At 68.5% G+C, this 12,230-nt stretch carries 15 protein-coding genes; 7 read left to right on the top strand and 8 right to left on the bottom strand.

Annotation, left to right across the window (positions count from 1 at the left end):
• Nucleotides 1–2: 2 nt before the first annotated feature.
• From IEX22_RS13015 to IEX22_RS16125, 8 genes are all read right to left on the bottom strand, one after another.
• Nucleotides 3–1,832 (bottom strand): proton-conducting transporter transmembrane domain-containing protein, encoded by a 1,830-nt coding sequence (locus IEX22_RS13015; RefSeq protein ID WP_188668845.1) that lies wholly within the window; start codon nucleotides 1,830–1,832, stop codon nucleotides 3–5.
• Nucleotides 1,829–2,131: an NADH-quinone oxidoreductase subunit NuoK gene (nuoK, locus tag IEX22_RS13010; protein WP_076693352.1), complete on the bottom strand. Its 303-nt coding sequence runs from the start codon at nucleotides 2,129–2,131 to the stop codon at nucleotides 1,829–1,831. Before nuoK ends, IEX22_RS13015 begins: the two co-directional genes overlap by 4 nt.
• The gene (locus IEX22_RS13005) at nucleotides 2,128–2,685 is read right to left on the bottom strand and encodes an NADH-quinone oxidoreductase subunit J (protein ID WP_188668844.1); all 558 of its coding nucleotides are present in this window, start codon (nucleotides 2,683–2,685) and stop codon (nucleotides 2,128–2,130) included. The genes nuoK and IEX22_RS13005 overlap by 4 nt, the downstream gene beginning before the upstream one ends.
• 5 nt (nucleotides 2,686–2,690) lie before the next feature.
• Nucleotides 2,691–3,623: an NADH-quinone oxidoreductase subunit H gene (locus IEX22_RS13000; protein WP_076693354.1), complete on the bottom strand. Its 933-nt coding sequence runs from the start codon at nucleotides 3,621–3,623 to the stop codon at nucleotides 2,691–2,693.
• Nucleotides 3,616–4,764: a hypothetical protein gene (locus IEX22_RS12995; RefSeq protein WP_188668843.1), complete on the bottom strand. Its 1,149-nt coding sequence runs from the start codon at nucleotides 4,762–4,764 to the stop codon at nucleotides 3,616–3,618. The genes IEX22_RS13000 and IEX22_RS12995 overlap by 8 nt, the downstream gene beginning before the upstream one ends.
• Nucleotides 4,755–5,105, bottom strand: a complete 351-nt coding sequence (locus IEX22_RS12990) for an NADH-quinone oxidoreductase subunit A (RefSeq protein WP_076693356.1) — start codon at nucleotides 5,103–5,105, stop codon at nucleotides 4,755–4,757. The genes IEX22_RS12995 and IEX22_RS12990 overlap by 10 nt, the downstream gene beginning before the upstream one ends.
• Nucleotides 5,106–5,642: 537 nt before the next feature.
• Nucleotides 5,643–6,284, bottom strand: a complete 642-nt coding sequence (locus IEX22_RS12985; protein ID WP_188668842.1) for a DUF305 domain-containing protein — start codon at nucleotides 6,282–6,284, stop codon at nucleotides 5,643–5,645.
• Between the two features lie 60 nt (nucleotides 6,285–6,344).
• A complete protein-coding gene (locus tag IEX22_RS16125) occupies nucleotides 6,345–6,794 on the bottom strand; it encodes a DUF6153 family protein (protein WP_368855335.1) in 450 nt (149 codons plus the stop codon).
• 296 nt (nucleotides 6,795–7,090) lie between these two features.
• On the opposite strand from IEX22_RS16125, the gene IEX22_RS16120 reads away from it, so the two are divergent.
• From IEX22_RS16120 to IEX22_RS12955, 7 genes are all read left to right on the top strand, one after another.
• A complete protein-coding gene (locus IEX22_RS16120; RefSeq protein WP_368855334.1) occupies nucleotides 7,091–7,456 on the top strand; it encodes a DUF6153 family protein in 366 nt (121 codons plus the stop codon).
• A gap of 99 nt (nucleotides 7,457–7,555) precedes the next feature.
• Nucleotides 7,556–8,455, top strand: coding sequence for a F510_1955 family glycosylhydrolase (locus IEX22_RS12980; protein WP_188668841.1), 900 nt, complete (start codon nucleotides 7,556–7,558; stop codon nucleotides 8,453–8,455).
• The gene (locus IEX22_RS12975) at nucleotides 8,452–9,201 is read left to right on the top strand and encodes a cytochrome c biogenesis CcdA family protein (RefSeq protein WP_188668840.1); all 750 of its coding nucleotides are present in this window, start codon (nucleotides 8,452–8,454) and stop codon (nucleotides 9,199–9,201) included. The genes IEX22_RS12980 and IEX22_RS12975 overlap by 4 nt, the downstream gene beginning before the upstream one ends.
• Nucleotides 9,202–9,222: 21 nt before the next feature.
• Nucleotides 9,223–10,848 (top strand): multicopper oxidase family protein, encoded by a 1,626-nt coding sequence (locus IEX22_RS12970; RefSeq protein ID WP_188668839.1) that lies wholly within the window; start codon nucleotides 9,223–9,225, stop codon nucleotides 10,846–10,848.
• An 8-nt stretch (nucleotides 10,849–10,856) separates the two neighbouring features.
• On the top strand, nucleotides 10,857–11,732 hold the full coding sequence (gene lgt / locus IEX22_RS12965) for a prolipoprotein diacylglyceryl transferase (RefSeq protein ID WP_188668867.1): 876 nt from the start codon (nucleotides 10,857–10,859) through the stop codon (nucleotides 11,730–11,732).
• On the top strand, nucleotides 11,729–11,977 hold the full coding sequence (locus IEX22_RS12960; RefSeq protein ID WP_188668838.1) for a hypothetical protein: 249 nt from the start codon (nucleotides 11,729–11,731) through the stop codon (nucleotides 11,975–11,977). Before lgt ends, IEX22_RS12960 begins: the two co-directional genes overlap by 4 nt.
• Nucleotides 11,974–12,222, top strand: coding sequence for a hypothetical protein (locus tag IEX22_RS12955; protein ID WP_188668837.1), 249 nt, complete (start codon nucleotides 11,974–11,976; stop codon nucleotides 12,220–12,222). The genes IEX22_RS12960 and IEX22_RS12955 overlap by 4 nt, the downstream gene beginning before the upstream one ends.
• Nucleotides 12,223–12,230 lie beyond the last annotated feature (8 nt).

Genomic DNA, 12,230 nt, shown 5'->3' with positions numbered 1-12,230 from the left:
GATCACCTCACGACCAGGAGCAGGACGGCTGCGACGGCAACGGTCACGGTTGCGCCGATGTAGTAGTGGTGGACCTGGCCGGTCTGCGGGCGTCGAGCCAATCGACCGAGTACCGCGACGCCGGAGCCGACCCACCCCGTCGCGGCGGCTGGTCCACGCTCGTCGAGCGCGCGTACGGCGCGGGCAGCCTGCCCGAGCGCACGCCCCGACAGGTCGACGGCTGTGCCGAAGCGGTCATCGAGACGTGCGAGGACGGCAGCCAGCCGCAGTGTCGGTGTGGCGACGACCGTGACAGCGGCACGTTCGAGTCCGAACCAGTGCGCCCCGATGCGGATGATGGGTGTGCGCCACAGGGTCAGGAGGATCACGATGACCGCGATCGCGGCGGACGCGGCGAGCTCCGGCCACGACACCGCCGGCCCGGAGAGTGGAGCGAGCAGCGGATGCAGCAGCGGTGTGCCGAGGAGCGCGAGTCCGGCGGCAGCGGCGGTGAGCACCACCATCGGAACGATCGCCAGGCGCGGCACCTGTCGGGTGCCGTGTTCCTCGTCGTCCCAGGACGCTTCCGGTGTTCCAGCGCGCCGCCACAGCAGCGCGATGATTCGGGCGGAGTACGCCGCTGCCAGTGCCGCTCCGGCGAGACCCGCCGTATACAGCCACGGTTGCTCCTCCAGGGCGGCGGCGAGGACGACGTCCTTGGCGTACCACAGGGACAGTGGCGGCAGGCCGGCCAGCGACATCGCACCGACGGTGGCGAGGACGCCGACCGCGGGCCACCGGGCGGCGACACCGCGGAGACCGGTGAACTGTTTCGTCCCGGTAGCCGTGAGCCACGCCCCCGCGGTGAGGAACAGCAGCGCTTTCGTGGCGGCATGGGCGACGAGCTGCGCGGCACCGCCGCTGACCGAGCCGACGCCGGCGGCGAGGACGACGAACCCCAGCTGGGATGCCGTCGATGCGGCGAGGACCTGCTTCAGATCCCGCTGCGCTAGTGCGACGATGCCGAGGACGATCGCCGTCGCGGCACCCACCCACGCCGCCGTCGGCCCTGCCCAGCCGGTGCCGCCCAGAAGCGGATCGACGCGGAGGAGCAGGTAACCACCCATGGCGACCATCGCAGCGGAGTGCAGCAGTGCGCTCACCGCGCTCGGGCCTTCCATGGCTCGGGAGATCCAGAACGAGAACGGCAGCTGCGCCGCCTTCCCGAAGCCCGCAGCAAGCAGCCCCGCAGCGGCGACGTGCACCCACGGACCGGGCAGCGACTGCAGGGCAGTGAGCGACCAGGAGCCGCCGCCGGCGACAACCGCGCCGGCGGCGAGGTACATGCCGAGGTCCCCGGCGCGCGTCACGGTGAACGCGGTGAATCCGCCGGCGACGCGGGCGCGGTCCTGCCAGCGGAACCCGATGAGGGCGTAGGAGGTGGCGCCCATCACCTCCCACGCGGCGAGCAAAAAGGGCAGGCCGGTCGCGGTGACGGTGACCACCACAGCGGCGAGGAAGATCAGCATCAGCCCGTGGAATCGCGCCGCCGGACGGGTCCGGTCCGCGGTTGCGAACACGAGCACCAAGAATCCGATCCACACCACGGTCGGCAACACGACCGCGGCCAGGGCGTCGACACGGAAGTCCGGGCCGGAGTCCGTGAGCAGCCTCGGAACCCCGCCGGTCACCTCCGCACGCGTGACGGCACCGATCGTGGCGGCAATCGCCATGATGGCTGCCGTGGCGAGGCTGACGGTGACGGCGGCCCGTTCGGCGAAGCGTCCACCCGTTGCCAGTGCCGCCCCGACGAGGGCGGGCAGGACGATGGCGGTGATCAGCGCGGCGCTCACTGAGTGAGGTCCGTTGCGGAGTCGGTCATGTCGGAGTTCCGGGAACGGTGCAGGATCGTCGCGACCGCGAAGCCCATCGCCATCTCGATCGTCATCGCCGCGATGATCACCAGCAGCAGCACCTGTCCATCGACGGTCGGTGTGAGATACCACCAGAACGCGGCGGCGGCGAGGATGACGGCGTTGATCATCACCTCGATGCCCATCATCACCATCACGACCACCTGCTGTGAGATCGCGCCGTACAGTCCGATGGCGAACAGCGCGGCCACGACCAGCAGGACCAGTTGCAGGCTCATCGCCCCATCCCTCCCGGCTCCGGGTCGGCGGGGGTGTCCTGGAGGTCGTCGCCGAGCCGGTCGTACCGGCCGCGAGGGTTCGCCAGCACGAGGGCGGCAATGATCGTGGCGAACAGGATGGGGCTGATCGTCAGCATCACGAGCATCTTCGACCCCATGATCGCCTCACCGAGTGCCCGGGTGGTGTCCGCCGGTGCGGTTCCGGCGCGGGCGGGCCACGGAATGAGGAGCGCGGCCGCGGCGAGGCCGACGAACACGGTGGCCGCGATCACTGCCGCAGGGCGTTTTGCGTGGGTCATGTCCATCGGCATCAGCGCCGGGTTCATGCCCATGTAGGAGACCATGAACACGGCCATCACGGCCATCTCCATCACCATCATCAGGATCGTCACGACGCCGATGAAGTCCAGGTGTAGCACCAGGATGGTGACACCGACGCCGATGAACGACACCGCCAGTGCGTACGTCGCACGTGCCATCGAATCGACCCGGAACACCGCGGCTGCGGCGAGCACCGCGACCACGGCCGCGACCCAGAACACGATCGTCGCCATCGCAGTTACCCCTTTCCCATCACAGCCAGCACCGAGGTGACCAGCAGCTGCAGCAGAACCACCGGCAGCACGACGACCCAACCCAGTTCCGCGAGCCGCTGCGGCCGGACTGCCGGTATTGCGCGTCCGAGTAACAGGAACACGGCGAGTAACGCACACGTCTTCACCAGCAGCCACAGTGCCGGCGGGAGCAGCGGACCGGCCCCACCACCGAGGAACATCGGCACCGCGAACGCGGCGCCCGCAACAAGCAGGCACCACCTTCCAGCCAGGACGAGCAGCCGGTCGACGCCGGAGAGTTCCCCGAGGACACCCCCGGCGATGTCCGTGCCGGCGGGAAGGGAAAACGGTCCCCACGCAGAGAACGCGGCGACCGAGGCGCAGTAGACGACGAACGCGACCGGCATCGTCAGTGCGAACCAGACGGGTTGCTGCGCCGTGACGACATCGGTCAGCCGGAGGCTCTGCGCGCCGATCGCGGGAGCAGTCAGGGCGAACATCAGCGGGATCTCGTACGCCAGGGCCTGCGCCAGGAACCGGTACCCACCGATCAGCGGGTGCACACTGTTGCCACCCCACCCGAGCAGCCACCACAACGCCCAGAGGCTGACGTCAACGGCGTTGAACCACACCACGCCAACCGGGATATCCAGCGGCACCAGCGTGCCGACGGGAACGACGAGGGCGGCGAGGAACGCGGCGACGATGAGCCCGGACCCGCCGATCCGCCATAAGAGGAAGTCCGCGCCGAGCACGGTGCGGCGTTGCTGGCGGAGGAGCCGGCCGGTTTCCCGGAATGGTGAGAGGACCGCAGCGCGCAGCGGTGTCCCGCGGTCCCGTGCCACCAGGGCGGCGTTGCCGCCAGCGGCCGCGATGGCGAGGACGACGACGACGGCGGGCAGGACGAGCGCCCAGAGGGCGCTTCCGACGTCAACCATGGTGGTGCCGTTTCGCCGCGCCGGCAGGATCGGTGGTGTCCGTGCGACGACCGGGGTGCACGGTGAGTGCGGCGACGACGAGGCGGGCGCTGCCGATGTCGCGTCCTTCGACCAGTGCCGGAATCTCATCCACCGTCGTCGCCAGCTCCGGCTTCGGCTGGCGTCCGTTGAGCGCGGCGTCTGCGCGCTCGAGGCGCTCCAGCAGGACGGTGCGGACATCGACGCCAGGTCGAACCTGGGTGCCGCGCAGTGACCAGCGGAGCATGACGGATCGCTCGATCCGGCGGTGCAGCGGCCGGATGCGTTCCCGCGCCTGGTCGCGGTGGCCGGTCACGGTGAGGTCTCGGATGCGAAGCGTCCGCGCTGCCGCGGCGTCCCATCCGGCAACGGCGAGCACTTGGGCGGCCTGGTCGAGTGCGATGGCCGCAACGTTCTTTGGCTCCGCCGGCACGTGATCGTCGGCGTCGACCATCGCGGCGGCGGCGTCGGTGATGGTGTCGCCGGCGAGCGTCACGTCCAGGACGACGTCCGCGGGCCAGGCCGGCAGGACCGGGCCGAGCCGCCGGTGCAGCACGTCCATTTCCAGGCCGTCCCGATCATCGGCACCCTCGGCGAGCGGGTATCCCCCCGGACCGCTCATCGACATGTGATCCATCGACATGTGATCGTGAGCTCCCATGGTCATACCGTGGTCGTGCATCGATTCGTCAGCGTCACTGCCGTGAGCGTCATCCGAGTGCTCGTGGTTGGAGTATTCGTCGTCCGGATGCTCGTGATCGTTGAAGGCCTGAGCATCGTTGTTGTCGATCGTGTTCTCGCGGGCGGCCAATCGCTGTGCGTCTCGATCCGCGAGGGCCTCCAGCGCGGTCGCGAGGGCGGCGTCGATCTCGTCGGGGCTGGTGAGCGTGGCGCGGTGCTTCGGATAGGGCATCTGGTCCCACACGCGGTCGATGAAGGTGTGCAGCTCTGGTCCGGGTGTTCCGCACACGAGGAGGACGTCGCTCTCCGCTGGGTGGATGGCGATGGCGTGACCGGTGGTCGCGGCCGCCGCTTCCAGTTCGATTCGGACCGCACTGCCGCCGGGGGCCTCGACGAGGAGCACATGCATAGGGGTTCGATGCGGACCGGCGATTACACCCATCGAAACGCTCCTTCGCGCCAGGCCCAGACCACGCCGGCGACCAGAACCCCGAGGAAGACGAACATCTCGATGACCGCCTCCGCGCCCATCTGGGCGACGACGACCGCCCATGGGTACATGAACAGCATCTCCACGTCGAACGCGAGGAACACCAGCGTCATCGGATACCAGCGGGTGTGGAAGCGTGAGAGCGCGTGTTCCTGGAGATCCCACCCGGACCCGAACGGCAGCACGTCCTTCCGAACCCGAGCGACCGTCATCGCTCGCGCCAGCAGCACCAGGGCGGCGATACCGAGCAGCGCGATACCGAGCACGATGCCGATAGCGATGTACGCGGACATTCGATCTCCTTCCCGAGCCGGAGTACCCCCGCAGGGTAACGCGGATGCGCGTAGGCGGGTGGCGAGACCAGTGCAGTGGATCGCTGGGACATGCGTTGCCAGCAATTGGAGGTGGGTGTTCCTAGGGCCGGGTCACCGCGATCCCGCGACTGCGTAAGCACGAGGGGCTCACGCAGGCGAGGGCGGCTGGAAGCTCACATCTGTTTGATAAGGCCTTCACTTCATTGATCCCCTTGCTCTGGAACGCAACGACGGGCTTCGCCATCGCCACCGCATCGGGGTTCTCTCCGCTGGTGGCCTCGGTCTTAGCCGTGCTGACCGGCTCCTCACGGTGACCGACCTGACCCGCTGGGCATGGCGCTCGGCTGTCCACAGGTGCCCGAAGTCGCCGACGATGCCGGAATCCGGCTTCGTGCCGCTCTCGACGCGGTCGATGAGGGTGCCGCGTAGGCATGGTTTCGGCCCCGGCTGCCCGCGCGGACCGTGCGTGCACCCCGCCCCTGCGGGGCGCACGCACAGTCCGCAGCCATGGCGGTACTACATCTGCGCCAGAATGGCCTTCATTTCGTCGATCTCCTTCGTCTGGGAAGTAACGACCGACTTCGCCATGGCCACGGCGTCAGCATTCTTGCCATCGGCAACCTCGGTCTTGGCCATGCTGACCGCCCCCTCGTGGTGAGCGATCATCTGCGTCAGGAACAACTTCGACGCGGCCGCGCCGTCCGCGGCCTTGAGCTTGGCCATGTCATCGCCGCTCATCATCCCGTCCATGCTGTGACCCGAGTTGCTGGCCATCGCGCTCGGCTGTCCCCAGCTGCTCAACCAGCCACGCATGGTGCTGATCTCTGGGGCCTGAGCCGCCTTGATCTGCTGGGCCAGCTTCTGGATGCGCGGGTCGATGCCCTGCTTGGCCAGAAGCATGTCGCTCATCTGCACGGCCTGCTCGTGGTGGGGCAGCATCATCTGCGTGAACATGACGTCCGCGTCGTTGAAGGTGCCTTGAGAGGGCGATGATGACGGCGACGAGCTGCTCATCCCGCTCATGGCCCCGTGATCCATGGACCCCATGCTTGAGGAGGCAGCGGGAGCATTGTTGGAGGCTTGGTTGGTGCCGCATCCGGCGAGGAGGAGCGCGCCGGTCAGGAGGGCAGCGGGTAGGGCAAGCGTCTTGATGTTCATGAGTTTTCCTTCGATTCAGGCGAACGGTAATGAGTCGTGGCGCAGCACGGCACCAAGCCGTCACGTTCGGCTGATCGAGAGAAGTGCGAGGTCAGGTGCCGGGTCCGTGGTTCGAGGGCCAGGGACAAGCGCCCGCGGCGAGAGTGCGATCAATGCGTCGGAGCGGGCAAGTGCCGCGATGGCGGGCGGGGCCGGAGGAGCTGACCCGGGGGCGGGAACGCACTGTGGGTCACCGGGTTGGGCGCAAGGATGATCATGGGTGTGGGCGTCGGAGGCTGCGGCGGACCGGTCGCCACCGACAGACGCATGATACGCCGAGGTGAGGGTGGGTGACTGCTCCAGCGGCGCCGCTGCGGTCGACCCGAGGTGGGCCGTCGTGTTCATCGCTCCCATGCCGTCCGTGCTGACGGCGTGCCCGCCGAGCACGTGCATTCCGATGAGTCCGAACGCCACGCTCAGGACCGCCAGTGCGGTCAATGCCGCACGCGCCGCTGGGGAAGGTCGAAGCATCTGGCGAAGTCCCGTCCGTGACAGATCGACATCGTATGAGTGGCCGCCCGGCCGGCCGAAGTTGACGGCGCGTGCGTCCCCGGGCCCGCCGGGGACGCACCGAGTTCAACATCTTACCCCTAGGGGGTATAGTGGGTCAACGTAAAGCCACCCCCGAAGGGTCATCAGATCATCGATCCGATGGTGTGCGCGAGTGGTCGAGGGTGGCCGTCCGGCCTGGCGGTCGCTGGGTGTAGAAGGGGAGCGAAGTGCGAGCAGCGTGTCGCGTCGGCCGTGCCGCGTTCTCCGCAGCAACGATGCTGGTCGCCGTCTTGGGTGTGCTCGTGGGCCTGTTGGCTATGCACATCCTGGCCTTGGACCAAGCTGTGATGATCCCTCTCACATCCTCACACGCCGTCACGTCTCACGCCGGTGCCAAGTCCGCTGAAGCGCCGGCGGAGACCGCCGGTGCTTCGTGCCCAGTCGGTCACGGATGTGCGGGTGCGGGCATGCAAGCACCCTGCACTCCGGGAAGCGCCCCTCACCCGACACCCATCTCGGAGCCAGGATCGTGCGCGGCACCCGCATCGCAGACGGGAACCGCGGCCATCGGCCGCGCCGCGCATCGGCGACCGCCCGCGCGGGCGCCGAGCCTGATCGAACTCTCGATCAACCGAACGTAGAACCGCGACACCCGGGTGCCTCGCCCACCGGGCTCAGCGTCACGTTCCCTGCCCACCCGCACGTGCATTGCCGCGCGTGTGGTTTGACCGGAAGTCATCATGCACAAGTTCATCACGCGATCCGCCGTCGGCGCGATTACTCTCGCCGGAGCAGTAGCGCTCAGCGGCTGCGAGGTTCCCTCCCATTCCTCGATGGCCGGGATGGGTGATCGAGCAACGCCATCGGGCGTCGCTAGCACCGAACCCACCTCCGTCGTGGATTGGTCCCACGCCCACGGCGTCCACGTCACTCCGGACGGTGCAACCGTCCTGGTCGCCACCCACGAAGGCCTTATCGATTATTCGAAGGGTCGGCCCGAACGAATCGGGTCGGCCAACGACTACATGGGCTTCACCGGGGGAGGGGCGACGCTCTACGCCTCCGGTCACCCCGGGACCGGCTCGAATCTCCCGGACCCGCTGGGCCTGATCGGCTCCACCGACACCGGGCGAACCTGGGTCGACTTGTCCCGCCAAGGCGAGTCCGACTTTCACGCCCTGACCGTCACCCGGGGCGGTCTGGTCGGTTTCGATGGGACCCTGCTCACCACCCGAGACCTGAAGACGTGGACCAGGGCGACCAACCAGATCCGGCCCTACGCCCTTGCCGGCCGCCCCGACACCCCCGTGGTCCTGGCGACCACCGAGGACGGCCTTCGCCGCTCGACCGATGCCGGCCGGACCTGGACGACCGTGCCGAATGCGCCACTAGTCCAATTCGCAGCCCTGTCCGGCCCCTCGACGGCGGTCGGGGTAGCCCCAGATGGCACCGTGCACACCAGCACCGACGCCGGACAGACCTGGAAACAGGCTGGCACCGTCCCGGAACCCGTGCAGGCTATGACCGCCACCGAGGTGGGCGGCCAGATCCAGGTCTGGGCCGTCACCGGTTCCGGTATTCAGCGCTCCCCCGACGGCGGCAACACGTTCAACCCCTACACCGGCAAGGCCGGCCAATGAGCATCGGCCACTTCTTCGCGTCGGTGGTCTCCTCCGGCCCCCTCCTGGCGGCACTGCCCTTCGCCATCATCGCCGGCGCCGTGTCTTGCCTCTCGCCGTGCATCCTGCCGCTGCTGCCCGGATACCTGGGGTACGTGTCGGGTCTGAGCGGCGACAGCGGACCGCGGCCACGCGGACGCGTCCTCACCGGGGTCGGGCTGTTCGTTCTCGGCTTCGCTGCCGTATTCGCGGCCTATGGGGCGGCGTTCGGCATCCTCGGATCCTGGCTACTGCGCTGGCAGGATGCCCTGATCCGCGGGCTCGGCGTCCTGGTCATCGTCATGGGACTCGCCCTGCTCGGGTGGATCCCCTGGCTGCAGAACACCCGCAAACCCACCATGCGCCCCCGCACGGGACTGACTGGTGCGCCGCTGCTCGGTGTGGTCTTCGGGCTCGGCTGGACCCCCTGCATGGGACCGACCCTGGCCGCCGTCCTTGCCCTGAGTGCTTCCACCGCTGACGCCGGGCGCGGTGCCATCCTCGCTTTCGCCTACGCCGTGGGCATCGGCATTCCCCTCACCGTCCTCGCCGCCGGCTTCGGATGGACCACCCACGCCTTCGGATTCGTCAAACGGCACCTGCGTGCTGTGAACATCGTCGGCGCCGGCCTGCTCATCGCCGTCGGCGCCTTGATGGTCACCGGCGTGTGGACCACGGTCATCTATTGGCTGCAGAACCTCTCGGCCACCTACACCACCCCCATCTGACCCGCCCAGGACTAACGCCTCATGAATTCCTCCCCAAGCCGACGCCAGTTCCTCGGACTGTCCGTTGCCGCCGCTTCCGCCGCCCTCCTGACTGCCTGCACCAGCGGCGGCCAGGACACGGCCACGTCCACCGCCTCCGGACGAACCCGGATTCTGCCCACCGACCGGCTCGTATCCACCACCGAGAACCGGCGACCCACCACGGGAAAGACCGTCTCTGCCGCCCTGACCGCGGCCCCGTTCACTGCGGCCCTGGCCGAGAAGAAGATCGGAACCTGGGGGTACAACGCGTCCCTGACCGGGCCCACTGTCCGCGCCCAGACCGGAGACACCATCAAGGTCGATCTCCGTAACCGTTTGCCTCAGCCGACCACCATCCACTGGCACGGGCTTGCGCTGCGCAACGACATGGACGGTGTCCAGGGCCTGACCCAGGACGCGGTCCCGGGCGGTAGTGCATTCGCCTACCAATTCACGGCACCGCACCCCGGCACCTACTGGTACCACTCCCACATCGAGCTGCAGCGGGAGCGTGCCCTGTCCGGGGCGCTGATCATCGAAGACCCCAAGGATCCCGTCACCGCAGACCACGAATGGGTCATTGTGCTCGATGACTGGCTCGACGGGATCACCGGCACCCCGGACCAGGCCTACGCCGCCGTTTCCGCCGGGATGGGATCCATGAACATGGGCTCGAGCTCTTCATCCAGCGGCATGGGCGGCATGGACCACTCGAATATGGGCGGCATGGGCGGGATGGGAGGGTCGGGATCTTCCTCATCGCCAGCAGATGGGAAGTCCTTCATGTTGATGGGTGCCACCAGCGACTACCTCGGCGGGGACGCTGGGGACGTGCGCTACCCGTTGCACCTGGTCAACGGGCGCACCCCCAACAATCCCGACACTCTCGCCGCCGCACCTGGGGACACGGTCAGGTTGCGCATTATCAACGCCGCCGGCGACACCGCATACCGCGTGGGCATCCCGGGGCAGAAGATCACCCTCACCCACACCGACGGATACCCGATCGAGCAGGCGCAAGTCGATGCCGTCGTACTGGGCATGGGGGAGCGGATCGATGCCCTCCTCACCGTTCGGGACGGCTTCACCCCACTGTTGGCCCGACCCGAAGGCAAGACCGGGCTCGCCCTCGGACTGATCAAGACCGGCACCGGCAAGCCCCCCATACCCGAGGCGCTGCCCAGCACCATCACCGGCACCGTCACGGACGGGTCCCGGCTCACCGCCCACCCCTCCGCGCGGCTTGCGCAGAAGAAGCCCGACGTCGTGCACCGGGTCCGGCTCACCGGGTCGATGATGGCCTACGACTGGGGCATCAACGGACGCCAGTTCGACGAGAAGAACCCATTCAACGGGGCCTTCGAGGTCGAACCCGGTCAACGGGTCCAGATCGATTTCGTCAACGAGACCCCGATGTGGCACCCCATGCACCTCCACGGCCACACCTTCCAGGTCGCCACCAGTGGGGCACGAAAAGACACCGTGATCGTCCGCCCCAAGGAGACGGTCAGCATCTTCTTCGACGCTGACAACCCCGGCCAATGGCTCCTGCACTGCCACAACGCCTACCACGCACAGAAGGGCATGATGGGCGTCCTGTCCTACGTCCAGAGGCAGAGCCGGTGAGCCCGGCGATGGAACCGTTCCTGCCCTCGCCGGCCGCAGCCGGTTTCACCGTGGGGCCCTTTGCTGTCCGCTTCTACGCGCTGTGCATCCTTGCCGGCATCGGTGTGGGTTTGTGGATCACCGCTCGGCGCTTGCGCGCCCGCGGTGGTCACAGCGGGCAGGTCGCCGACATCGCCGCATGGGCCGTCCCCTTCGGCATCGTCGGCGGACGCCTGTACCACGTGGCCACCGACCCACAACTCTACTTCGCCCCGGGCCGAGACCCGTGGGGGGCGGTGCGGATCTGGGAAGGCGGCCTCGGGATCTGGGGAGCCGTCGCCCTGGGCGCCGTGGGCGCCTGGATCGGCGCCCGCCGGGCCGGGGTTCCCTTCGCCGCCTTCGCCGACGCGGCCGCCCCGGGGCTGCTCGTCGCCCAGGCCATCGGCCGATGGGGCAACTGGTTCAACAACGAACTTTACGGCGCACCAACGGACCTGCCCTGGAAGCTGCAGATTCACCAGATGGACCCGGGCACCGCCCTGGCCGTCACCGGACCCGGAGGGGCGCCCGTCGTCCTGGGGTACTTCCAGCCGACCTTCCTCTACGAGAGCCTGTGGAATCTCGCCGCCGCAGCCATTCTCATCTGGGCCGACCGCCGATTCCGTCTCGGGGCCGGGGCGGTGTTCGCGCTCTACCTCCCCACCTACACGGCGGGCCGGTTCGTCATCGAACTGATGCGAAGCGACCCGGCCAACACGATCCTCGGGTTACGGGTGAACACGTGGACCTCCGCTCTGTTCTTCGCGGGCGGCTCCCTCCTGGTGGTTTTCCTGGCCCGCCGTAGGCCGCCCAGTGCGGTTCCGGGCCGTGTCGAGCCGGTCCCGGCATTGGAAGAGGTCACATGACGGCGCCCAGCGGCCGCGCCGCCACGGCCGCCGCGATCCTCACCGGCCTGGCTGCCAGCAACCTCGATCCGATCGTCAGCCCCAACGCGACGGATCACGACGACGTGGAGGCCACCGCCGGGGGTGTTCAACCCGACCCGGACACCACCGCCGACGAATGGCTTATCGCCTTCGTCACCACCCACACGCGCGGCCCGCAGACTCTGGAACCCGGCGCCGCCCGCACGAGAGGGACCGACGGATGATCTCAAACTCGCCCGACCAGCCCAACCGCAACGATGCCGAGGCCCGCTGGCGTCGTTATCGGCGGCTCCTCCGCGCCGGGCAGGCGGTCATGGCCCTCGGCGGGCTGGTCCTGTTGGCGCACTGGATCGCCCATCTGCAGCCGCCTCCCGGCCCCAGCGCGATCGAGGACATCTTCGCCGGCTATCCCGCCGGAGTACTCCTGCTCCTAGGCGGCGGCATCATGGCAGGCCAGAGGCACCCCTGACGAGTTCG

This window comes from Tersicoccus solisilvae, from assembly GCF_014643255.1.
Lineage (GTDB): Bacteria > Actinomycetota > Actinomycetes > Actinomycetales > Micrococcaceae > Tersicoccus > Tersicoccus solisilvae.
This window is presented reverse-complemented; position numbering and strand designations above follow the sequence as displayed.

Bases quoted from the DNA above. Each gene is read 5' to 3' on its own strand.
- nuoK (WP_076693352.1), bottom strand. From the start codon at position 2,131: ATGAGCCTGCAACTGGTCCTGCTGGTCGTGGCCGCGCTGTTCGCCATC.
- IEX22_RS13005 (WP_188668844.1), bottom strand. From the start codon at position 2,685: ATGGCGACGATCGTGTTCTGGGTCGCGGCCGTGGTCGCGGTGCTCGCC.
- IEX22_RS13000 (WP_076693354.1), bottom strand. From the start codon at position 3,623: ATGGTTGACGTCGGAAGCGCCCTCTGGGCGCTCGTCCTGCCCGCCGTC.
- IEX22_RS12995 (WP_188668843.1), bottom strand. From the start codon at position 4,764: ATGGGTGTAATCGCCGGTCCGCATCGAACCCCTATGCATGTGCTCCTC.
- IEX22_RS12990 (WP_076693356.1), bottom strand. From the start codon at position 5,105: ATGTCCGCGTACATCGCTATCGGCATCGTGCTCGGTATCGCGCTGCTC.
- IEX22_RS12985 (WP_188668842.1), bottom strand. From the start codon at position 6,284: ATGAACATCAAGACGCTTGCCCTACCCGCTGCCCTCCTGACCGGCGCG.
- IEX22_RS16125 (WP_368855335.1), bottom strand. From the start codon at position 6,794: ATGCTTCGACCTTCCCCAGCGGCGCGTGCGGCATTGACCGCACTGGCG.
- IEX22_RS16120 (WP_368855334.1), top strand. From the start codon at position 7,091: ATGCTGGTCGCCGTCTTGGGTGTGCTCGTGGGCCTGTTGGCTATGCAC.
- IEX22_RS12980 (WP_188668841.1), top strand. From the start codon at position 7,556: ATGCACAAGTTCATCACGCGATCCGCCGTCGGCGCGATTACTCTCGCC.
- IEX22_RS12975 (WP_188668840.1), top strand. From the start codon at position 8,452: ATGAGCATCGGCCACTTCTTCGCGTCGGTGGTCTCCTCCGGCCCCCTC.
- IEX22_RS12970 (WP_188668839.1), top strand. From the start codon at position 9,223: ATGAATTCCTCCCCAAGCCGACGCCAGTTCCTCGGACTGTCCGTTGCC.
- lgt (WP_188668867.1), top strand. From the start codon at position 10,857: ATGGAACCGTTCCTGCCCTCGCCGGCCGCAGCCGGTTTCACCGTGGGG.
- IEX22_RS12960 (WP_188668838.1), top strand. From the start codon at position 11,729: ATGACGGCGCCCAGCGGCCGCGCCGCCACGGCCGCCGCGATCCTCACC.
- IEX22_RS12955 (WP_188668837.1), top strand. From the start codon at position 11,974: ATGATCTCAAACTCGCCCGACCAGCCCAACCGCAACGATGCCGAGGCC.